The following is a 19,213-nucleotide window of genomic DNA, read 5'->3' as shown; positions in this document are numbered from 1 at the left end:
AGTAGGGCTCAGGCCGTCGCCGCGCCCATCTTCCGCAAGATCGCCTGCGCCTCCGTCGCCAGCGTGCGGGTGAGCTCGGCGGCCCCCAGCTCGCGGCCGAGGCGCGCCGCCTGGCCGGACCAGAGCGGGCTGAAATCATCGCTGCCCTTGGCCTCGGCCTTGCCGCGGAGCGGCTGCAGCGCGCCCGTCGCCAGAGGAAACGGCGGCGCCTCGGGGCTGATCGGTCCGACCTCGCGCATGACGCGGTTCATGAGGCCCCGCGCCGGTCTCCCGGTGAAGACGTTGGTGAGCGCGGTCCGGTCCTCGCGTCCGGCTTTGAGCGCCGCGCGGTGCAAGGGCGAGATGGTGGACTCGGGGCAGAACAGGTAGGCCGTGCCCAGCTGCACGCCGGCGGCACCCAGCATGAAGGCGGCGGCGATGCCGCGGGCGTCGCCGATGCCGCCGGCGGCGATGACCGGCAAGCGGACCGCATCGACGATCTGCGGCACCAGCGCCATGGTGCCGGCCTGGGAGGTCAAGTCCTCGGTCAGGAACATGCCGCGATGGCCGCCGGCTTCGAACCCTTGCGCGACCACCGCATCGACGCCGTTGTCTTCGAGCCAGTGCGCTTCCTCGACCGTGGTGGCGGAGGCGACGACGATTGATCCCGCATCCTTGACGCGCTTCAAGAGCGCCGTCTCCGGCAGGCCGAAGTGGAAGCTCACGACCTTGGGCTTGAGCTCCGTCATGAGCTCGCAATACGCGTTGTCGAAGGGCGCGCGACCGGCCCCGCTCGGCGCCGAAGCCGGATCCAAGCCGAGTTCGGCGTAATACGGTGCCAGGCGCTGGCGCCAGCCGCGCTCACGGCCATCTGCGCCGGCCGGGGCCTTGTGGGTGAAGAAGTTGACGTTGATCGGCTTCGCCGTGCGCTGGCGAATGATGCCGAGCTGGGTGCGGACCTCCTCGGCGGTCATCACCGCGCAGCCGAGCGAGCCGAGACCGCCGGCCTCGGAGACGGCCACCACCAGATCGGCTTTGCCGGAGCCGGCCATCGGCGCCTGGATGATCGGATGCTCGATGCCGAAGAGTTCGATGAGACGACGATCCGGCCACATGGGAGAGCCCCTCCATTGGTTCGAGCGCGTCCGTCTAACCATATGGCCAAATTCCAGCCGCACAACGACGAAGGCCGGTTCTAGAATGACGGGCGACGCAGAGCAGACATGCGCCAGGAGACGCTCCGACAATGAATCCGACGCGCTTTTTCGCCAAGGACTACCAAGACGCCCGCAAGAAGTTCCTGAAGGCGGCCGATTCCACCGGCGGCGCGCTCGACCATTTCCGCCACCCGAGCGAGCGTGGGCCCGATGGCGGCGCGCTCTCCATGGACACGGCCTGGTTCGGGCCGAAGGACGCCTCCACCATTTTGTTGGTGCTGTCGGGGACCCATGGTGCCGAAGGCTTTTGCGGCTCGGCCGCGCAGCTCTTGTGGATCGAGGAAGGCCGCGCCAAGGATCTTCCCGCCGGGGTCGCGGTCCTGAAGGTGCACGCGGTCAATCCCTTCGGCTTCTCCCATTGGCTCCGGGTGAACGAGGGCAATGTCGACTTGAATCGCAACTGGCTCGACTTCGACCAGCCCTGGCCGAAGAACCCGATCTACGACGAGGTGCAGAAGGTGCTGCCGAAACGCCCGGGCTATGACGCTGCGGCTGTGGACGAGCACATGGAAGCCGTGGCGCCGCTCTATAAGAAGCACGGCGACTGGGCCATGTCGGATGCGCTCTCCCGCGGCCAGTACGACCATCCGGGAGGGACCCAGTTCGGCGGGCAGAAGCGCGAATGGTCCTCGCTCACCCTCGACTACATCTTGCGCACCAAATGCGCGGCGGCGAGGCACATCGCCTATATCGACTGGCACTCGCTGGTCCGCATCGGCGACGGCAAGTTCGTCTATCTCTGCTTCAACCAGACGGGCGATCCCTTGTTCAAGCGCGTCGGCGCCTGGTGGGGCGAGACGGCGATCGACCGCAAGACCGTCGATGCGCAATGGGGGGCGGGCATCGCCCGCAGCGAGCGCCGCCCTTCGCGCAATGGCCTCGTCATGTGGGGCCTGCAGCACATCCTCGCCCCCAAGGCCGACCTCGCCGGCGGCGTCATCGAGTTCTGCGCCGATTCCGAGCCCCACAACGACCCGCTCCGGCATCGCTTGCAGCAATCCTTGAAGGCGCAATACCTCTTCACCCATCGCCGCTACGACACCAAGGAGGCAAAGGCGATCGTGGAGGAGATGCGCGAGGGCTGCTGCCCGACCCGCCGCAATTGGCAGGAAAGGGCGCTCGCCGCCGCTATGAACACCTACGACAAGACCCTCGAGGGGGCGGGACGCTGGGCCGCCGACAACGCACCGGCCCAGCCGGGCAAGCTGTTGCGTTCGTCCAGCTTCGTGTGAGGCGATCGAGGATTTTCACCACGGAGACGGAGGGCACCGAGAAGAGGCGTTCACGCAGAGGGCGCTGAGATCGACGCAGAGAGTGCGGAGGGAAGATTTCGTTGCCGCGCCCCTTCGTCCAGCTCGAGAGGGCGGCGGAAAAGTTGTCATCTTGGCAACCTCTGCGTTCTTCTCGGCGACCTCCGCGGTGAGTTCTTATCTTATTGGTGCCATTGCGTTTTCATATTTAGTACCATTCTGGTACTAATTTTTCGTGAAACGATCGACGACGCATACCGATTTGCATTCGTTTGGTCCAGCGATCCGCAAAAAGGTCACCATTCCTGTCTCAGACTGAATTTTTCGCTGGCGTAGGCGATTTTTGTCGCTTATTGCTGGGAGGAGCGCCCGGCTGAATGAACGGCCGGGTTGCCCGGGAGGGATGGGATTTTGTCGACCTCGCAACGGATGCTGCGCTTCGTCAGCCTCGAGAAGGCGATGCCGGACAAGCGCACGGTCGAGCGCCGGCTCACGGATTTCAAGGAGATCTTCGGCGAATTCGACGCGGAGCGGGCGGAAGCCCAGGCCGGCCGCTGCTCCCAATGCGGCATCCCCTTTTGCCAAGTGCATTGCCCGCTCCAGAACAACATCCCGGACTGGCTGATGCTGACCGCCCAGGGTCGGCTGGAGGAGGCCTACGAGGTGGCGAGCGCCACCAACAACATGCCGGAGATCTGCGGCCGCATCTGCCCTCAGGATCGGCTGTGCGAGGGCAATTGCGTCATCGAGAAGGGTTTCGAGTCGGTGACCATCGGCTCGGTGGAGAAATACATCACCGACACCGCCTTCGAGCGGGGCTGGGTCAAGCCGCCGCGCCCGCCCCGGGAGCTCGATCGCTCCATCGGCATCATCGGCGGCGGCCCCGCGGGTCTCGCCGCCGCCGATCAGCTTCGCCGCCGCGGCTATCAGGTACACATCTACGACCGCTATGACCGCATCGGCGGGCTGATGATCTACGGCATCCCCAACTTCAAGCTGGAGAAGCCGGTGGTCGAGCGGCGCACCAGGCTCTTGGCCGAAGGCGGCGTGCGCTATCACGCCAACACCGAGATCGGCCGCGATCCGAGCCTGGCCGAGCTCCGCCAGCGCCACGATGCGGTCCTGATCGCAACCGGCGTCTACAAGGCCCGCGACTTCCAGGCCCCCGGCGTCGGCCTTTCCAACATCGTGCCGGCGCTCGACTATCTGATCGCCTCCAATCGCAAGGGCCTGGGCGATCCTGTGCCCGCCTTCGATGACGGCAGCCTCAATGCCGCGGGCAAGCGTGTGGTCGTCATCGGCGGCGGCGATACCGCCATGGACTGCGTGCGCACCGCGGTGCGCCAGGGTGCCAAATCGGTCAAATGCCTCTATCGCCGCGACCGCGCCAACATGCCGGGCTCGCAACGCGAAGTCTTCCACGCCGAAGAGGAGGGCGTGGAGTTCGTCTGGCTGGCCCAGCCGGAAGCCTTCCTCGGCGCCGGCGAGGTCGAGAAAATCCGCACCCAGCGCATCCATTTGGGCATGCCCGACGCCGCCGGGCGGCAGACGCCGCAGGCGATCGAGGGCGCGCATTTCACCGAGGATGCCGATCTGGCGATCATGGCCTTGGGCTTCGATCCCGAGGATCTGCCGGGCGCCTTCGGCGAGCCGGATCTCGCGGTCACCCGCTGGGGCACGCTCAAGATCGACTTCAAGACGATGATGACCTCGCTGCCCGGCGTCTTTGCCGCCGGCGACATCGTGCGCGGCGCCAGCCTGGTGGTCTGGGCCGTGCGCGACGGCCGCGACGCCGCCGAGTCGATGCATCGCTACCTGACCCAAGCCAAGGTCGAGTCGGCCGAGGTTCCAGCCCTCGCAATGACCGGCTGAAGTGAAGAGCGCCATGGAACACGAAAGCGAGTCAGAGGTGGAATCCGGCGCGGCGTTCGTCCGCGCCTGGCAGGCGAATGCCCGCCACCTGGAAGCCCAGGGGCTCTACCGCCCCGAGGACGAGCACGATGCCTGCGGCGTCGGATTCGTCGCTGCCATCGACGGCAAGCCGCGGCGCAGCGTGGTGGAAGCGGCGATCAACGCCTTGAAGGCGGTGTGGCACCGGGGTGCGGTGGACGCCGACGGCAAGACCGGCGACGGGGCCGGCATCCACGTGCAGATCCCCCAGGAGTTCTTCAAGGACCACATCGCGCATCTCGGCTACCAGCCCCATGACGGTCTGTTGGCGGTTGGCCAGGTGTTCCTGCCGCGCACCGATCTCGATGCCCAGGAGCGCTGCCGCTCCATCGTCGAGACCGAGATCCTGAAATTCGGCTACACCATCTATGGCTGGCGCCAGGTGCCGGTCGACATGAGCGTGATCGGCGAGAAGGCGAACGCGACCCGGCCGGAGATCGAGCAGATCGTCATCGCCAACGAGCGCGGCGTGCCGGAAGAGCGCTTCGAGACCGATCTCTTCCTCATCCGCCGGCGCATCGAGAAGGCGGCGCTGGCCGCCCATATCGCCGATCTCTACATCTGCTCCATGTCCTGCCGCTCGGTCATCTACAAGGGCATGTTCCTGGCCGAGCAGCTCTCGGCCTTCTATCCCGATCTCTTGGATCCGCGCTTCGTCTCCAACTTCGCGATATACCACCAGCGCTATTCGACCAACACCTTCCCCACCTGGCGGCTGGCGCAGCCCTTCCGCGTGCTCGCCCACAATGGCGAGATCAACACCCTCAAGGGCAACATCAACTGGATGAAGAGCCACGAGGCCAGGCTCGCCCACGAGGTCTTCGGGCCCTATCTCGAGGATCTGAAGCCGGTGATCCAGGCCGGGGGCTCGGATTCCATGGCGCTCGACAATGTCTTCGAGCTTTTGATCGCCGGCGGCCGCTCGCTGCCCATGGTCAAGACCTTGATGATCCCGGAGGCGTGGAACGAGGCGGCGCTCATGCCCCGCCAGCACAAGGACATGTACTCCTACTCGAACGCGGTGATGGAGCCCTGGGACGGGCCGGCGGCGATCGCCGCCTATGGCAGCAACTGGGTGATCGCCGGCATGGACCGCAACGGGCTCCGGCCTCTGCGTTACACGGTGACCGCCGACGGCCTCATCATCGCCGGCTCCGAGACCGGCATGGTCAAACTGGAAGAGACCAACCTCGTCGAGAAGGGCCGGCTCGATCCCGGGCAGATGATCGGCGTCGATCTCAAGGCGGGCCGGCTCTACAAGGATGCCGAGATCAAGGACGTGCTGGCCGCGTCCAGGCCCTTCGGCGAGTGGGTGAAGAACATCACCCGCATCGACCACGTGGTCAAAGGCCTTCACGCCGAGCCGCGCATGTTCGAGCGCGACGAGCTCCGCCGCCGCGAGCTCGCCTATGGCTGGAGCCTGGAGGATCTCGAGCTCATCCTGCATCCGATGGTGGAGGATGCGAAGGAGGCCGTCGGCTCCATGGGCGACGACACGCCCTTGGCCGTGCTCTCCGACAAGTATCGGGGCTTGCATCACTACTTCCGGCAGAATTTCAGCCAGGTGACCAACCCGCCGATCGACAGCCTGCGCGAAGCCCGGGTCATGACCGTGCGCACCAGGCTCGGCAATCTCGGCAACATCCTGGACGAGGATGAGAGCCAGTGCCGGCTGCTGCAGCTGGATTCGCCGGTGTTGTCGAACGCCGAATTCCAGGCGATGCGCACCTATATGGGCGAGACCGCGATCTCAGTCGACTGCACCTTCGATCCCAAGGGCGGCGAGCCGGCGCTACGCGAGGCGATCCAGCGCATCCAGAAGGAAGCCGAGGACGGCGTGCGCGCCGGCTGCACCCACCTCATCCTGTCGGACGAGCTGATGGGGCCGGAGCGCGCCGCCATGCCGATGATCCTTGCCACCGGCGGCGTGCACAGCCATCTCGTGCGCCAGCAGCTCCGCACCTTCACCTCGCTCAACGTGCACGCCGGCGAATGCCTGGACGTGCACTACTTCGCCGTCCTGATCGGCGTCGGCGCCACCACGGTCAACGCCTATCTGGCGCAGGAGGCGATCGCCGAGCGCCATGCCCGCGGCCTGTTTCAGAGCTTGAGCCAGGAAGACTGCGTGCGCCGCTACAAGAAGGCGGTGGCCGACGGGCTCTTGAAGATCATGTCGAAGATGGGCATCTCGGTGCTCTCCAGCTACCGCGGCGGCTATAATTTCGAGGCGATCGGCTTGAGCCGCTCGCTGGTCGCCGACTTCTTCCCCGGAATGACCAGCCGCATCTCCGGCATCGGGTTGGTGGGCGTGCAGCGCAAGGTGGAAGCCCAGCATGCGCGCGCCTTCGATGAGGACGTGATCGCGCTGCCCGTGGGCGGCTTCTACCGCTATCGCCGCGGCGGCGAGGCGCATGCCTTCGAAGGCAGCCTCATTCACACCCTGCAGACCGCGGTCGCCACCGACAGTTATCACACCTACAAGAAATACGCCGAAGGTGTGCGCAAGCTGCCGGCGATCAATCTCCGCGACCTCTTGGATTTCCGCAAGACCAGCAAGCCCATTTCCATCGACGAGGTGGAGTCGATCACCGAGATCAGGAAACGCCTGGTCACCCCCGGCATCTCCTTGGGCGCCCTCTCGCCCGAAGCGCATGAGGCGTTGTCGATCGCCATGAACCGCATCGGCGCCAAATCCGATTCCGGCGAGGGCGGGGAGGATCCTGCGCGCTACACGCCCAGATCCAATGGCGACAACGCGTCGTCCGCGATCAAGCAGATCGCCTCGGGACGCTTCGGCGTCACCGCCGAGTATCTCAACAATTGCCGCGAGATCGAGATCAAGATCGCGCAAGGGGCGAAGCCCGGCGAGGGCGGCCAGCTCCCCGGCATCAAGGTCTCGGCGATGATCGCGCGGCTTCGCCATTCGATGCCCGGCGTCAGCCTGATCTCGCCGCCGCCGCATCACGACATCTACTCGATCGAGGATTTGGCGCAGCTCATCTACGATCTGAAGCAGATCAACCCCGATGCGCGGGTCTGCGTGAAGCTGGTGGCGCGCTCGGGCATCGGCACGGTCGCCGCCGGCGTGGCCAAGGCCAAAGCCGACACCATCCTCATCTCCGGCCATGTCGGCGGCACCGGCGCCAGCCCCAACTCATCGATCAAATATGCGGGCATCCCCTGGGAGATGGGCGTCTCCGAGGTGCATCAGGTGCTGACCTTGAACCGGCTCCGCCAGAACGTGCGCCTCAGGACCGATGGCGGCATCAAGACCGGGCGCGACGTGGTGATGGCGGCGATCCTGGGGGCCGAGGAGTTCGGCATCGGCACCACCAGCTTGGTCGCCATGGGCTGCATCCTGGTGCGCCAGTGCCATTCCAACACCTGCCCGGTCGGCATCTGCACCCAGGACGAAAAGCTTCGCGCCAAGTTCGAGGGCACGCCGGAGAAGGTGGTGAACCTCTTCAGCTTCGTCGCCGAGGAGGTGCGCGAGATCCTGGCCTCCCTGGGCGCCAAATCCTTGACCGACGTGATCGGCCGCACCGAGCTCTTGACCCAGGTCTATCGCGGCGGCCACGAGCTCGACGACCTCGACCTGAATTCGATCCTGGCCCAGGCCGACACCGGCGGCCAGCCGCGCCACTGCACGGTCAAGGGCCGCATCGAGGTGCCGGAGACCTTGGACCAGCAGATGATCGAGGACGCGCGCCGCTCGCTGGAGGACGGCGAGAAGATGCAGCTCGCCTACAACATCCGCAACACCCACCGGGCCATCGGCACCAAGCTGTCGAGCCGGATCACCAGGCGCTTCGGCATGGACGGGCTGCAGCCGGGGCACGTGACGGTGAGGCTCCGCGGCTCGGCCGGACAGTCCTTGGGCGCCTTTGCCGTGCAGGGCCTCAAGCTGGAGGTCTTCGGCGATGCCAACGACTACGTCGGCAAGGGGCTGTCGGGGGGCATCATCGTGGTGCGCCAGATGACCGCGAGCCCGCTGGTGAGCAACAAGAACACCATCATCGGCAACACGGTCCTCTACGGTGCCACTGCTGGCAAGCTGTTCGCCGCCGGCCAAGCCGGGCAGCGCTTCGCCGTGCGCAACTCCGGTGCGGCGGCGGTGGTCGAGGGTGCCGGCTCGAACGCCTGCGAATACATGACCGGCGGGACGGTGGCCATCCTGGGTCCGGTCGGCGATAATTTCGGCGCCGGCATGACCGGCGGCATGGCCTTCGTCTACGACGCGGATGCCACCTTCACCCACCGGGTCAACCCCGACAGCATCACCTACCACCGCATCGAGGTGGAGCACTGGGAGCGGGTGCTGCGCACTCTCATCGAGGAGCATGCGGAAGCGACCGGCTCCCGCTTCGCTGAGCGCCTGCTGGTCGACTGGGACCTCGAGCTTGGCAAGTTCTGGCAGATCGTGCCGAAGGAGATGCTGGCCCGCCTCGAGGTGGCGCCGTTGCGAGCTGCGGCGGAGAAGCGGGCTTAGCGCTGCTTCGTCTGCGCATAGCGATGCGATGGAAACGTGATGGGCGCTCCTTGACGATCGTAAGGATATTCCTTACATAAACATCATGATTACCAGCAAGATCACGAGCAAGGCGCAGACGACGATTCCACAGCCCGTTCGTGCCGCACTTCGCGTCAAGCCCGGCGATGAAATCGCGTACGCCATTGACGGCAACCGCGTCATTCTGACCAAGGCCGCGCCGTCCCAGGCCGACGACCCGTTCGCGACATTCAACGAATGGGCGTCGGAAAACGACCGGCGCGCGTATGGAAAGCTTTGAGCCTTGGGACGTCATCAAGGTCCCATTTCCGTATACTGATCGTCCCGTCCGCCAGCGGCGTCCTGGGCTCGTGATTGCTGCGGGAGGTCTTGAGTCTCGTCATGGCCTTCTCTGGGTTCTCATGATTACGAGCGCTGAAAACCGCGCCTGGCCGGATGACGTCGTCATATCGGATCTCGCGGCCTCCGGATTGCCGGCACCGTCCATGGTGCGCTGTGCAAAACTTGCGACCATCGAAGCCAGAGATGCAGAACGCATGGGAAAATTGGCGCGCGCCGATCAGACCAAGGTTAGGCGATGCCTGGGCCACATCCTGAAGCCTGTGGCCTAATTCGATCTAGGAACGAGGCACACTCACCGTCGCCGCCTTCCCGCCGCTGCCATCGCATCGGCGATGACGCTGAGGGGAAGAATCAGCTTCTGCGGATCGTCGAGCAACGGCACGGCACCCATGCGCTCGTACCAGCGAGCCGCCTTCGCGTCCTTGGCATCGATGGCGAGCGCGACACCGCCGACTTCCGCCGAAACGATCAATGCCCGCTCGCCGGCAGCCAATATCATCTCGCCACCGAGCCCTCGGCCCTGCACGGACAGATCGATGGCGAGACGCCCCAGCCGAAACACCGGGACATCATAGCGGCCGATCTTCTTGATCAATTTCGCCGGTACCCTAGCGAATTCGATGGCGCCGGGGCTGATCGAATAGAAGCCGAGGACACGTCCGGGTTCGCCCGGAGACACCGCGACAAAGGTCTTGGCGCCGCCGGATTCGTGGTTCTGTCTGGCGTATCGATCGAGATGGTCGTTCAGCTCGGGGGAGCCGCAATCGAAACGCTTGCGGTCATGATGCCGCCCGATGGGGTCTTCCAGCCAGTCCAGCAATGAGGGCTATTTTCGCCTGGCGCGGCGTCGCGCCGCTTCCATCAAGGCAGGTGTCGGCTTCGGGGGATTCTCCAGAAGCTCCAGCACCCGGGCGGTATCGCGCGCGGACAGCACGATGCGTTCGGCGCGGTCCACGACCTCGCGCGCCGCCGGCAGCACGCTCCGCATGATGAAGCTGGTCACGTCCAGCCGCTCATAGGCGGCGGCAGCGGCCAGGAGCCGCTTTTCCTCCTTGGTCGTTCGCAGCTCGATCCTGTCCTCGCGCGCCGCCGCAGTTGCCGGCATGGCAGTCTCCGTACTCATCTTCGCATTGTACGGACATTATCCGTACGAAGAGATTTGGTCAATACGCTCAGTTCAGCTCCGAAGGACTTCGAGGGGCTGTGACCACGGCAACCCGTGTCTCGCGCGATCAAATTCCGACGTTTACAATCGCTTCCATGATCACCAGCAAACTCTCGCGCCGATCGCGGATAACAATTCCAAGTTCGATCCGAACCGCGCTCAACATTCAGCCGGGGGACCGGATCGCGTATGCCATTGAAGGCGACCGCGTCGTCGTCTGCAGAGTCTCGGCCGCAGGAAGCGATAGCCCCGCAGTCTTTGATGAATGGTGTTCGGAAGCTGATCAGCGAGCCTATGCAAAACTCTAAGCCGCGGACCGAGCCTCTCAGTCTCGTTCGTCGGCGGCATCGCTCGTCGGCAGCGCGGCCAAGAGCACCAGCAGCGCGCCGGCGCCGGCCAGCACCGGGCGCAGCAGCGGCGGCAGGCCGGGGGCGACGAGCATCGCAACAATGAGCGCGAGCGCGGCAATGAAGGTCGTCGCCACCCCGTGGGCGAGCCAGTGGCGAAGGAGGAGCGTACGCGCTTCGGGCGCGACGCGGGCGGCACCGAACCGCGCGTCGCCGGCAACGAGGTTGACGACGCTCGACAGGGACAGCGCGAAGACAATCGCCGCACCGAGGCCCATCGGCGCCGCCGACCACCAGAGAGCAAGGGCATAGTTGGCAGTCGCTGGAAGCGCGCCGGCAGAGAGCCAGGCGAGCGACCGCCGCGCCACACCAAGCCCGAGGAGCACGGCCGATAGCGCCGCCGCCAGCAGGATGGGAGAGATCGGCTCGATCGAAACCGGAATGGCGATCAAGGGGAGGATCGAGAGTGCGGCAGCAAGGCGCATCATGCCCGGACCCCATGGCGGAAGCGCCGGCGCAGCAGGGGAGCGATGACGCCATCGAGCGGCTGATCCGGCTCGATCTCCACGACCTGAAGCCCGCGGCGCGCCAGCGACTCCAAGCTCGCCTGCCGCTCCACGCGCCACAGCCTCCGCGCCAGATCGTCGACGCCCTTGGGACCGGGCGGGCCGGCCATCAGCGAGAGCGGTGCCAGCGCCAGCAGCACCACATCGAAGCCGCGCGCCCTGAGTTCCGTCACGACCTTGAGGAAGCGGCCGTCGACGAGGGCGCTCATGGCGATGACGAGGGCGCCCTGGGGCAAGACCTTCGGTGGCACGAAATCCAGATCCTCGAAGCCATAGCTGGCGTTGGTGGCGCTGGTCATGAGCGCCTCCATGAGGACTTCGATCTGCCGGCGGCCGCTGCCGGGACGGATCCACTCGATGCTGCCGCTGTATTTGATCAAGCCCACGCGGTCGCGTTGCGCCAGATAGGCGGTGGCGAGCGCGGCGGCTGTGCGCACGGAGATATCGAGGCTCGAGGATGGCCGCCTGCCGACATCGCCTGCGGTGTCCAAGAGCAGCACGATGTCGGCGGCGCGCTCTTCGTGGAACTGCGTCACATACAGCCGGCGGAAGCGGAGCGAGGCCTGCCAATTGATCTGGCGCAGCCGGTCGCCGGGGGCGAAAGCACGGATGTCTCCGGGCTCGATGCCTTGGCCGAGCTTGGGTGCGACATGGTTGCCGAAGGAGGAGCGGGTCTTGAGCGGACGCGGCACGCGCCGCAAGGGAACGACCCTGGGATAGATCTTGAGGCGCTGGGGCGCCCGATGCAGCACCTCCTCGATCGCCGCCCCGGATCGGTGCCAGCGACGGATGAGGAATACGCCCAAGGCGACCTCGCCCCGGGCCCGGCAGAGGAGGTCGACGCTCCACTCGGCGGTCTCGCCGGATTTCAGGTGAACGACCGCGTGATGGTCGCCGGCGACCGGCTCCAACAGCGGCGGCAGCTCATGCAGGATCTCGGTCGCCGGCACGTCGGTCATCGCGGCCACCTTCATGCTCAGCCGCACCTGCTCGCCTTCGCTGGCGCGGTCATCGGAGAGCGACAGGGTGAGCCGGAACCTGACCGGGGCTTGACCGAAGCCGGCGCGCATGACCGGCACTAGCAGCGGTGCTGCCACCACCAGGAGCTCGACGCGATCGAAGAGGACCGCCAGCAGCAGCGAAGCGGCGCCGAGGAAGGCAAGCGCCAGACCGAGCGGCGTGGAGCGTTGGCTCATTCGACCTTGGCCGCCGGCGTCGGCACAAGGTCCAGGATCTCGGCCACGATCTGGCCTTGGGTGATCTTCGAGATCCAGAGCTCCGGCCGGAGCACGAGGCGGTGGGCCAGCGCCGGCACCGCCATCTTCTTCACATCGTCGGGGGTGACGAAGTCCGAGCGCCTGAGCAAAGCCCAGGCCCGCGCCAGCTTGAGCAGCGCCAAGCTTCCCCTGGGCGAGGCGCCGAGCATGAGCCGGCTATCCTCGCGCGTGGCGCGCACCACCTCCACGATGTATCGCTCCACCACGTCGTCGACATAGACGTCTTCCAGCGCCTGCTGCATGGCGAGAAGCTCGGCGCGCGAGACCACCCTCGTGATGTCGGCGGCATCCAGGCGACGCAGGCGCCGACGCCTGAGGATCTCGCGCTCGTCCTCGGGGCTGGGATAGCCGACCGAGATCCGCATGATGAAGCGGTCGAGCTGGGCTTCCGGCAGGGGATATGTGCCTTCGAGTTCGATCGGGTTCTGGGTGGCGATGACCAGGAACGGCCGCTCGAGGGCGAAGGACTCGCCTTCGACCGTGACCTGGCCTTCCTGCATCGCCTCCAGGAGCGCCGACTGGGTCTTCGGCGTCGCCCGGTTGATCTCGTCGGCGAGCAGCAGGCTCGTGAAAATCGGTCCGCGGCGGAACTCGAAGCGGGCGGCCTGCTGGTCGTAGAGGTAGCTGCCGGTGATGTCGCCGGGCAAGAGGTCGGGCGTGAACTGGATGCGCTTGAAGCTCAGATCCATCGCCTGGCCGCACAGCCTGGCGATGAGCGTCTTCGCCAGACCCGGAAAGTCCTCGATCAGCACATGCCCGTTGGCGATGAGACCGGCCAGGAGCTGACGCAGCACGACGTCCTTGCCGACGATCGCCTGGCCGAGTGCGGCCAGGATCTGCCGGCACCGCTCTTCCGCCTCGAGGATGTTCATCGCCCTCCCTCCAACCGCCGCACGAGCTCCGCCAGTTGGCCTAAGGTCGGCCCGCGCTTCAGCCACCTTACCGGCGCCGATGGGACCGGATGGCGACCGAGATCGCGCGTGCCGGCGAGGCCGACGAGCCGCGGCCAGAAGACACGATCGAAGTAGCGCCGGCTCGACCGGCTGAAGCCGATGTCCTGGCGCCATTTGCGCAGCGCCGGGTCCATCGCCTCGGGCGGAGGCAGCACCCGGCCAAGCGGCTGAAGCGCGTTCGCACCCACAGGCCCGAGGGATGCGAGGTTGCGGGCGAGCCAGCGGATCAGCACGACCGCCAGCATGAGGGCGATGCCGCCGCGCAGAACGTCGGTGGCACTTTCGACGACGTAAAGCGCGATCGGCAGCAGGATCGCCAGGTTCAACGCCAGCAAGGCATAGCCGGCGAGCGCCGCGGAGCGGCCGGTGTCAGGCTTGCGGTGAATCGGATCGAGAGGCATCGAGGGAGGTCTTGATGGCGATGAGCGATTGCAACGCCGCTTCCTGCTCGGGCTGGGCCAAGGGACGGTTGCTGAAGCGCGCCAGCTCGAACAGGCGGGTGAGGTGCCTGATCGGCTCCGGGGCGAGCGGCAGCAGCGCGATCGCGCTGGTCATGAACTCCGCCGGTGTGGCCGAGGCGGCGCGTCCGGCCTTCCGGTCGGCGAGCAGACGCTCGAAGCGCGCATAGCATTTGATGATGGCGGCGCGCGGGTCGGCGAGGTGCCGGAGCTCGTCCAGGCTCTCTTCGACCGCCAGCGCCAATTGGCTTGGCCCGGGCTCCGCGGCAGCACCCGCCGGCGCCGGCGGTTTTGCCAATTTCTTCCTGAGCCAGCGGATCGCCAAGACCACGGCGCCGACAAGCATCAGCAGGCCGCCCAGAGGAATCGCCATCCCCCAGGTCATGGCCGCGATGGCAAGGATCCAATCGAGCAGCGGCCAAGGCTCCGGCGGCGGGAGCGGAGCGAAGTTCTGGCCGCCGGCATTCGGATCCGGCGGCGATAGCGGCGGGGCGGGCTCGAAGCGGACACTGACGGTCCCGGGAGGCCCCACCCATTGCAGGAGCCAAAGCATTGCCGCGGCGATGACCCCTGCCGCCACCAGGATGATGAGGAAGGATCGCCGTATCTCCGGCGTCGGTGGTTCTTGCTCGGGCTCCGGTTCATTGTCTTGTTTGGGCCTGGGACGGGCTCTTGTCGAGGCGATGAGGATCAGCGCGAAGACGACGGCCAGAGCGCCGATCGCCGAAAGCACCGCCCAATCCGGCAGGTGCCGGCTCCACCCGACGGCTTCGAGCTCGATCCAGCTCCCGGCGTTCGGGGGAACCAGCCCGGCGAGCGCCAAGAGGAAGCCGACGCCGGCCAGCACCGCCGATCTCGTGGCGATGCGACCGCGACCGCCGGGAACGCCCGAGAAGGCCACCTCGGCGAGGCCGGGGACAAAATCGCTTGGGCTCGGCGATGCCCGGTTCAAGGGAGATGGCGCGCCGGTCAATCTTTAACCTCCGGCTTTTGGTTCCCTGGCAGGAATTCAATCAGGGATGGGCCGCTGAGCGGATGTTACGGGAGGAGACACCCGCCGCCAAGGCGAGGCGGCCGCACGCGCTATTCGAAACGAAACAGAAATCCCATATACATACGGGAATGATCGGCGGGGTCGCTTCGATCCCGGTGGCGGATGGCGGAAGACGGAGGTGGGTATGCGGTTCGGCTACCGCGACCTCACGCGATTGCTGCGGCTGCAGCGCCAGCGGATCCGGGACCGGTGGTCGGAGTTCCTGGGGGACAAGCCGCCGCCGGCCAAGCCGTCGGGTCCGGAAATCGAGACGACCGAGATCACGCCGGAGCTGCTCGAGAGCCACGGCATGCAGGGCTTCTTCGAGGTTTGGCAGCGGGCCTGCGCCAGCCGCGGCAAGACCATGCCGATGCGGGGCGACATCGATATCGTCGAGCTCGGCACCTATATCGGCGAGCTCAGCCTCCTCGAGGTGATCGACGGCGGGGCCGATTTCCGCTACCGCGTGCTGAGCGAAGGGGCCGCCGTGCTCTTGGGCAAGGACCATACGGGCAAGCTGTTGTCCGAGACCGACCGGGATGCCGAACGCCGGGAACGGCTGACCCAGCGCTACCGGCGGGTGGTGGCGACGCGGGTTCCCTGGTATTCCCGCACCCCGGCGATCCCGGAGATGCCCGTCCTCTACACGGCGCGCCTGGCGCTGCCCTTGTCCGAGGACGGCGAACAGGTGAGCATGATTCTGATGGCCCGCAAGTCGGGCCCGCGCCGCCCTTTGCCTTGATCCCGGTCGTTCGCGGTGAACGTGCCGCTTGCAATTTCCGCGGCGCGAAGGCATTTTCGCCGCCGTTCGGCACCAAGCGATCAGCGGATCTCTTAGAATGACGGCCTCTCGGATCATGCGACGACGATGCCAGGCGGCGCCTTCGAGGCGCCCGCTGCCGCTCGTCCTCATCCAGAGGCCATAGCCCCGAACGATTCGAGTCGGGTTCTCGGGTCCTCCAGCAAGGGACGATCGGCAAATTTGCCGCTTCCCCTGGCTCAAGGATGCCGACCGATGTTCACGATCATGCCTGAACGGGCCGAGCACGGCCCCGAGATCGATGCCTTCCTCGACGACGCATTCGGCGCCGACCGCACGGCCAAGACCGTCTATCGCCTGCGCAAGGGCACGGCCGCCATCGCCGAGCTCTGCAACGTGGCGCTTTCCGGCGGGCGTTTGGTCGGCAGTATCCGCTTCTGGCCGGTGGTCATCGCCGGCGGGCGCGCGGCCCTCCTCGGACCGCTGGTCGTCGCCCCGGAGCTGCAGGGCCGCGGCATCGGCAAGGCCTTGGTCACCCATGGCCTGGAGCGGGCGGCGGCGCTGGGCTACGGGCTATCCGTGCTGGTGGGCTCGCCCGTCTATTACCGGCCCTTCGGCTTCGTGCCGGCGATCCCCTTGGGCTTGAGCCTGCCGGGACCGGTGGACCCCGAGCGATTCCAGGTACGCGAGCTGCAGCCGGGCTGGCTTGCTTTGGCAAGGGGGCCGGTCATGCCCGAGCGCGTGCAGAGTCGGCGCACCGCCTGATCGCCCCGAGCTACCGCGCTTGCACGGCATTGCGTTACAATGATTAACGCATGCGCACGCTCTATCATCTCTGGCTTTCGGCCGGATCCAGGAAGGTCCGCTTGGCTTTGGCCGAGAAGGGCCTCGAGTTCGAGATGAAGGTCGAGAAGGTGTGGGAGCGCCGCCACGACTTCCTCGCCCTCAACCCTGCGGGCGATGTGCCGGTCTTGGTGGAGGAGTCGGGCCAGGCGATCGTCGAGGCCGGGCCGATCGCAGAATATTTGGAAGAGGCTTATCCCGAGCGGCCGCTGATCCTGGGCGATGCTTTCGCCCGCGCCGAGGTGCGCCGGCTCGTTCACTGGTTCGACGGCAAGTTCGACCGCGAGGTTACCCGCAATCTCGTCGAAGAAAAGATGATGAAGCGGTTCCTCGGCTTGGGCGAGCCCAACAGCCAGGCGATCCGCGCCGGCATGAAGAACATCCACACGCATCTCGACTACATCTCCTATCTGGCCGAGCGCCGCACCTGGCTCGCGGGCGACCATATGACCTTGGCCGACGTGACCGCGGCGGCGCATCTCTCGGCCCTCGACTACATCGGCGACGTGCCCTGGGACGATCACCCGGAAGCCAGGGAATGGTATGCGCGCATGAAGTCGCGCCCGGCCTTTCGCCCGCTCCTTGCCGATCACATCCCCGGCGCGCCGCCACCGAAGCACTACGCAGATCTGGATTTTTAGCGCGCGATCGGTTCGCTGGTGAATCTCCGTGTTACGGCACCATCACGTCCATCTTCTCGAGATTGATCCTGGCCGCATCGGCGGCGGGCGAGGTCGGCGCCAGCTCGATCACCCGCATCCAATCGGCGCGCGCGCCTTTCTGGTCCTGGGCGAGGCGGCGGAGGATGCCACGCTCCAACAGCGCCTCCGGACTGTAGGGATCGAGCGCCAGCGCCTTCCCCACGTCCTCGCGGGCAAGCTCATAGGATTCGAGCAGGCGATAGGCCGCACCGCGAAAGGCATAAGCATCGGCCCGCTTAGGCTGGAGCTCGATCGCCCGGTTGAGGTCGTCGATCGCCTCCCAGTACTGCTGGGCGCCGGCATAGCCGATGGAGCGGTCGACCAGAAGATCGGGGTCGTTGGGCTCGAGCCGCAAGGCGGCGGAATCGGCGGCGATCGCGCGCGTGTTTTCGCCGGCGAGCAGCCAGGCCTGGGCCGCCTGGCCGAGCGCTGCCTTGGCGAGCGGCGTGGCCTTGACCCTGGCATCGCCGGCGAGCGCCTCCAGCTTCTGGGCGGCGTCGCCATAGCGCCCGAGTCCAACGAGGGCCACCGCCTGACAGTGCTGCGCCGGGGGACCGCCGCCGCGGGCGATCCAGCCGCCGGCAGTCTCGAAGGCCTGATCGGGCTGCTGGGCGGCAACGGTCATGCAGAGCTCGTATTCCCGCGCCGGATCGGGCCTCTGGGCAGAGGCCGGAAGCGGGACCATGAGAGCGATGAGGAAAGCGAAGCGGGCGCGCATCGGCTTGTAGATGGGGGACGGGGTGACCATAGTCCAAGGATCCGCTGGGGGCAGCGCTAGGCGCGGCTGGTATAGCATGACCAAGCGATTGTTCTGCTTCGGCCTCGGATATACCGGCCAAGCGCTGGCACATGCGCTCGCCAAGAGAGCCTGGGAGATCGCCGGCACCAGCCGCGGCCCCGAGGGGATCGAGGCGCTCCGCGGGCAAGGGTTCGATGCGCTGGCCTTCGATCGCGACCGCCCCATCGGCGAGCCGGCCCACAGCCTCGGTCAAGCAACGCATCTCCTCTCGACGGTGCCGCCGGATCGGGAAGGCGATCCCGTGCTGGGTCGTCATGGCACGGACATCGCACGGCTCAGCGGTCTCAAATGGATCGGCTATCTGTCGACCACGGGCGTCTATGGCGATCGCGGCGGCGCGTGGGTGGACGAATGGGCGGAGCTCCGCCCCACGGGCGAGCGCGGGCGGCGGCGACAGGCGGCGGAGGCGGCCTGGCTCGATCTCAGGCACCGCCATGGCCTGCCGGTGCATGTGTTCCGGCTGGCCGGCATCTACGGCCCCGGCCGCAGCGCCTTGGACCAGCTCGGCTCCGGACGCGCCCGTCGCATCATCAAGCCGGGGCAGGTGTTCAGCCGCATCCATGTCGACGACATCGTGGCCGTGCTCATGGCCTCGATGGCGCGTCCCAACCCGGGTGCCATCTACAACCTCGCCGACGACGAGGCGACGGCGCCGGCGACCGTCATCGAGTTCGCCGCCTCGCTTCTCGGAATCGATCCCCCGCCGGCGGAGCCGTTCGAAAGCGCATCGCTCTCGGACATGGCGGCCAGCTTCTATCGCGACAGCAAGCGGGTCAGCAACCGGCGCATCAAGGAGGAGCTGGGCGTGCGCCTCGCCTTCCCCACCTACCGCGAGGGCCTGCAGCATCTGCATGCCGCGATGACTCGGAAATAGTTGGCGTCATCACCGCACCCAACCTTGCGATGGTGTCCCCTCACCCTACCCTTGTATGGGGCTTTTTCTGTCAAGGGCGATTTGGGGCATTTGATGCTCCTGGATTGGGGGGCTGGAAGATTTCTGCTGATCGATCCGAGTGGAGCTCGCGTTGGGGGCGCGGGCGATCGCGCCGCAGCCTTGTATTCG

Annotated in this window: 19 protein-coding genes; 10 read left to right on the top strand and 9 right to left on the bottom strand. The window is 66.5% G+C overall.

The features are described from left to right. Positions 1–8 precede the first annotated feature (8 nt). Complete coding sequence (locus HY058_18935) at positions 9–1,094, bottom strand: nitronate monooxygenase (GenBank protein ID MBI3499375.1); 1,086 nt, start codon at positions 1,092–1,094, stop codon at positions 9–11. Positions 1,095–1,225: 131 nt separating this feature from the next. On the opposite strand from HY058_18935, the gene HY058_18930 reads away from it, so the two are divergent. The 5 genes from HY058_18930 (at position 1,226) to HY058_18910 (ending at position 9,517) form a co-directional block, all read left to right on the top strand. After that, positions 1,226–2,428, top strand: coding sequence for a DUF2817 domain-containing protein (locus HY058_18930; GenBank protein MBI3499374.1), 1,203 nt, complete (start codon positions 1,226–1,228; stop codon positions 2,426–2,428). Between the two features lie 447 nt (positions 2,429–2,875). Further along, entirely contained in the window at positions 2,876–4,318 is a 1,443-nt protein-coding gene (locus tag HY058_18925; GenBank protein ID MBI3499373.1) for an NAD(P)-dependent oxidoreductase, read from the top strand. A gap of 13 nt (positions 4,319–4,331) precedes the next feature. Beyond that, positions 4,332–8,885 (top strand): glutamate synthase large subunit, encoded by a 4,554-nt coding sequence (gene gltB / locus HY058_18920; protein ID MBI3499372.1) that lies wholly within the window; start codon positions 4,332–4,334, stop codon positions 8,883–8,885. Between the two features lie 85 nt (positions 8,886–8,970). Then, positions 8,971–9,186 carry a type II toxin-antitoxin system PrlF family antitoxin gene (locus HY058_18915; protein ID MBI3499371.1) on the top strand — a complete coding sequence of 72 codons (216 nt, stop codon included), beginning with the start codon at positions 8,971–8,973 and terminating at the stop codon, positions 9,184–9,186. Further along, complete coding sequence (locus tag HY058_18910) at positions 9,173–9,517, top strand: type II toxin-antitoxin system PemK/MazF family toxin (GenBank protein ID MBI3499370.1); 345 nt, start codon at positions 9,173–9,175, stop codon at positions 9,515–9,517. Before HY058_18915 ends, HY058_18910 begins: the two co-directional genes overlap by 14 nt. Before the next feature lie 23 nt (positions 9,518–9,540). Here the strand turns inward: HY058_18910 and HY058_18905 are convergent, their stop codons facing one another. Then, a complete protein-coding gene (locus HY058_18905; protein ID MBI3499369.1) occupies positions 9,541–10,068 on the bottom strand; it encodes a GNAT family N-acetyltransferase in 528 nt (175 codons plus the stop codon). Between the two features lie 6 nt (positions 10,069–10,074). Then, positions 10,075–10,353, bottom strand: a complete 279-nt coding sequence (locus HY058_18900) for a DUF1778 domain-containing protein (protein MBI3499368.1) — start codon at positions 10,351–10,353, stop codon at positions 10,075–10,077. Positions 10,354–10,508: 155 nt separating this feature from the next. On the opposite strand from HY058_18900, the gene HY058_18895 reads away from it, so the two are divergent. Further along, the gene (locus HY058_18895) at positions 10,509–10,721 is read left to right on the top strand and encodes a type II toxin-antitoxin system PrlF family antitoxin (protein MBI3499367.1); all 213 of its coding nucleotides are present in this window, start codon (positions 10,509–10,511) and stop codon (positions 10,719–10,721) included. Positions 10,722–10,738: 17 nt separating this feature from the next. On the opposite strand, the gene HY058_18890 is transcribed toward HY058_18895, so the two are convergent. The 5 genes from HY058_18890 to HY058_18870 are packed head-to-tail and all read right to left on the bottom strand — an operon-like array spanning position 10,739 to position 14,987. Continuing rightward, a complete protein-coding gene (locus HY058_18890; protein ID MBI3499366.1) occupies positions 10,739–11,248 on the bottom strand; it encodes a hypothetical protein in 510 nt (169 codons plus the stop codon). Beyond that, positions 11,245–12,522: a DUF58 domain-containing protein gene (locus HY058_18885; protein ID MBI3499365.1), complete on the bottom strand. Its 1,278-nt coding sequence runs from the start codon at positions 12,520–12,522 to the stop codon at positions 11,245–11,247. The genes HY058_18890 and HY058_18885 overlap by 4 nt, the downstream gene beginning before the upstream one ends. Further along, on the bottom strand, positions 12,519–13,475 hold the full coding sequence (locus HY058_18880) for a MoxR family ATPase (protein MBI3499364.1): 957 nt from the start codon (positions 13,473–13,475) through the stop codon (positions 12,519–12,521). The genes HY058_18885 and HY058_18880 overlap by 4 nt, the downstream gene beginning before the upstream one ends. Next, a complete protein-coding gene (locus HY058_18875) occupies positions 13,472–13,957 on the bottom strand; it encodes a hypothetical protein (GenBank protein ID MBI3499363.1) in 486 nt (161 codons plus the stop codon). Before HY058_18875 ends, HY058_18880 begins: the two co-directional genes overlap by 4 nt. Further along, positions 13,926–14,987 carry a DUF4129 domain-containing protein gene (locus tag HY058_18870; protein MBI3499362.1) on the bottom strand — a complete coding sequence of 354 codons (1,062 nt, stop codon included), beginning with the start codon at positions 14,985–14,987 and terminating at the stop codon, positions 13,926–13,928. Before HY058_18870 ends, HY058_18875 begins: the two co-directional genes overlap by 32 nt. 205 nt (positions 14,988–15,192) lie before the next feature. On the opposite strand from HY058_18870, the gene HY058_18865 reads away from it, so the two are divergent. From HY058_18865 to HY058_18855, 3 genes are all read left to right on the top strand, one after another. Continuing rightward, positions 15,193–15,789 carry a PAS domain-containing protein gene (locus HY058_18865; GenBank protein ID MBI3499361.1) on the top strand — a complete coding sequence of 199 codons (597 nt, stop codon included), beginning with the start codon at positions 15,193–15,195 and terminating at the stop codon, positions 15,787–15,789. Positions 15,790–16,062: 273 nt separating this feature from the next. Beyond that, on the top strand, positions 16,063–16,572 hold the full coding sequence (locus HY058_18860) for an N-acetyltransferase (protein ID MBI3499360.1): 510 nt from the start codon (positions 16,063–16,065) through the stop codon (positions 16,570–16,572). Between the two features lie 50 nt (positions 16,573–16,622). Then, entirely contained in the window at positions 16,623–17,291 is a 669-nt protein-coding gene (locus HY058_18855) for a glutathione S-transferase family protein (protein MBI3499359.1), read from the top strand. Between the two features lie 31 nt (positions 17,292–17,322). On the opposite strand, the gene HY058_18850 is transcribed toward HY058_18855, so the two are convergent. Next, on the bottom strand, positions 17,323–18,099 hold the full coding sequence (locus HY058_18850; protein MBI3499358.1) for a hypothetical protein: 777 nt from the start codon (positions 18,097–18,099) through the stop codon (positions 17,323–17,325). Between the two features lie 46 nt (positions 18,100–18,145). Here HY058_18850 and HY058_18845 point away from each other — a divergent pair, with 46 nt between their 5' ends. Further along, complete coding sequence (locus HY058_18845; protein ID MBI3499357.1) at positions 18,146–19,024, top strand: SDR family oxidoreductase; 879 nt, start codon at positions 18,146–18,148, stop codon at positions 19,022–19,024. Positions 19,025–19,213: the final 189 nt, after the last annotated feature.

It is taken from the genome of Pseudomonadota bacterium (assembly GCA_016195085.1).
Lineage (GTDB): Bacteria > Pseudomonadota > Alphaproteobacteria > SHVZ01 > SHVZ01 > JACQAG01.
Note: the sequence above shows the minus strand (reverse complement) of the source record. Positions and strands in the feature narration are given on the sequence as shown.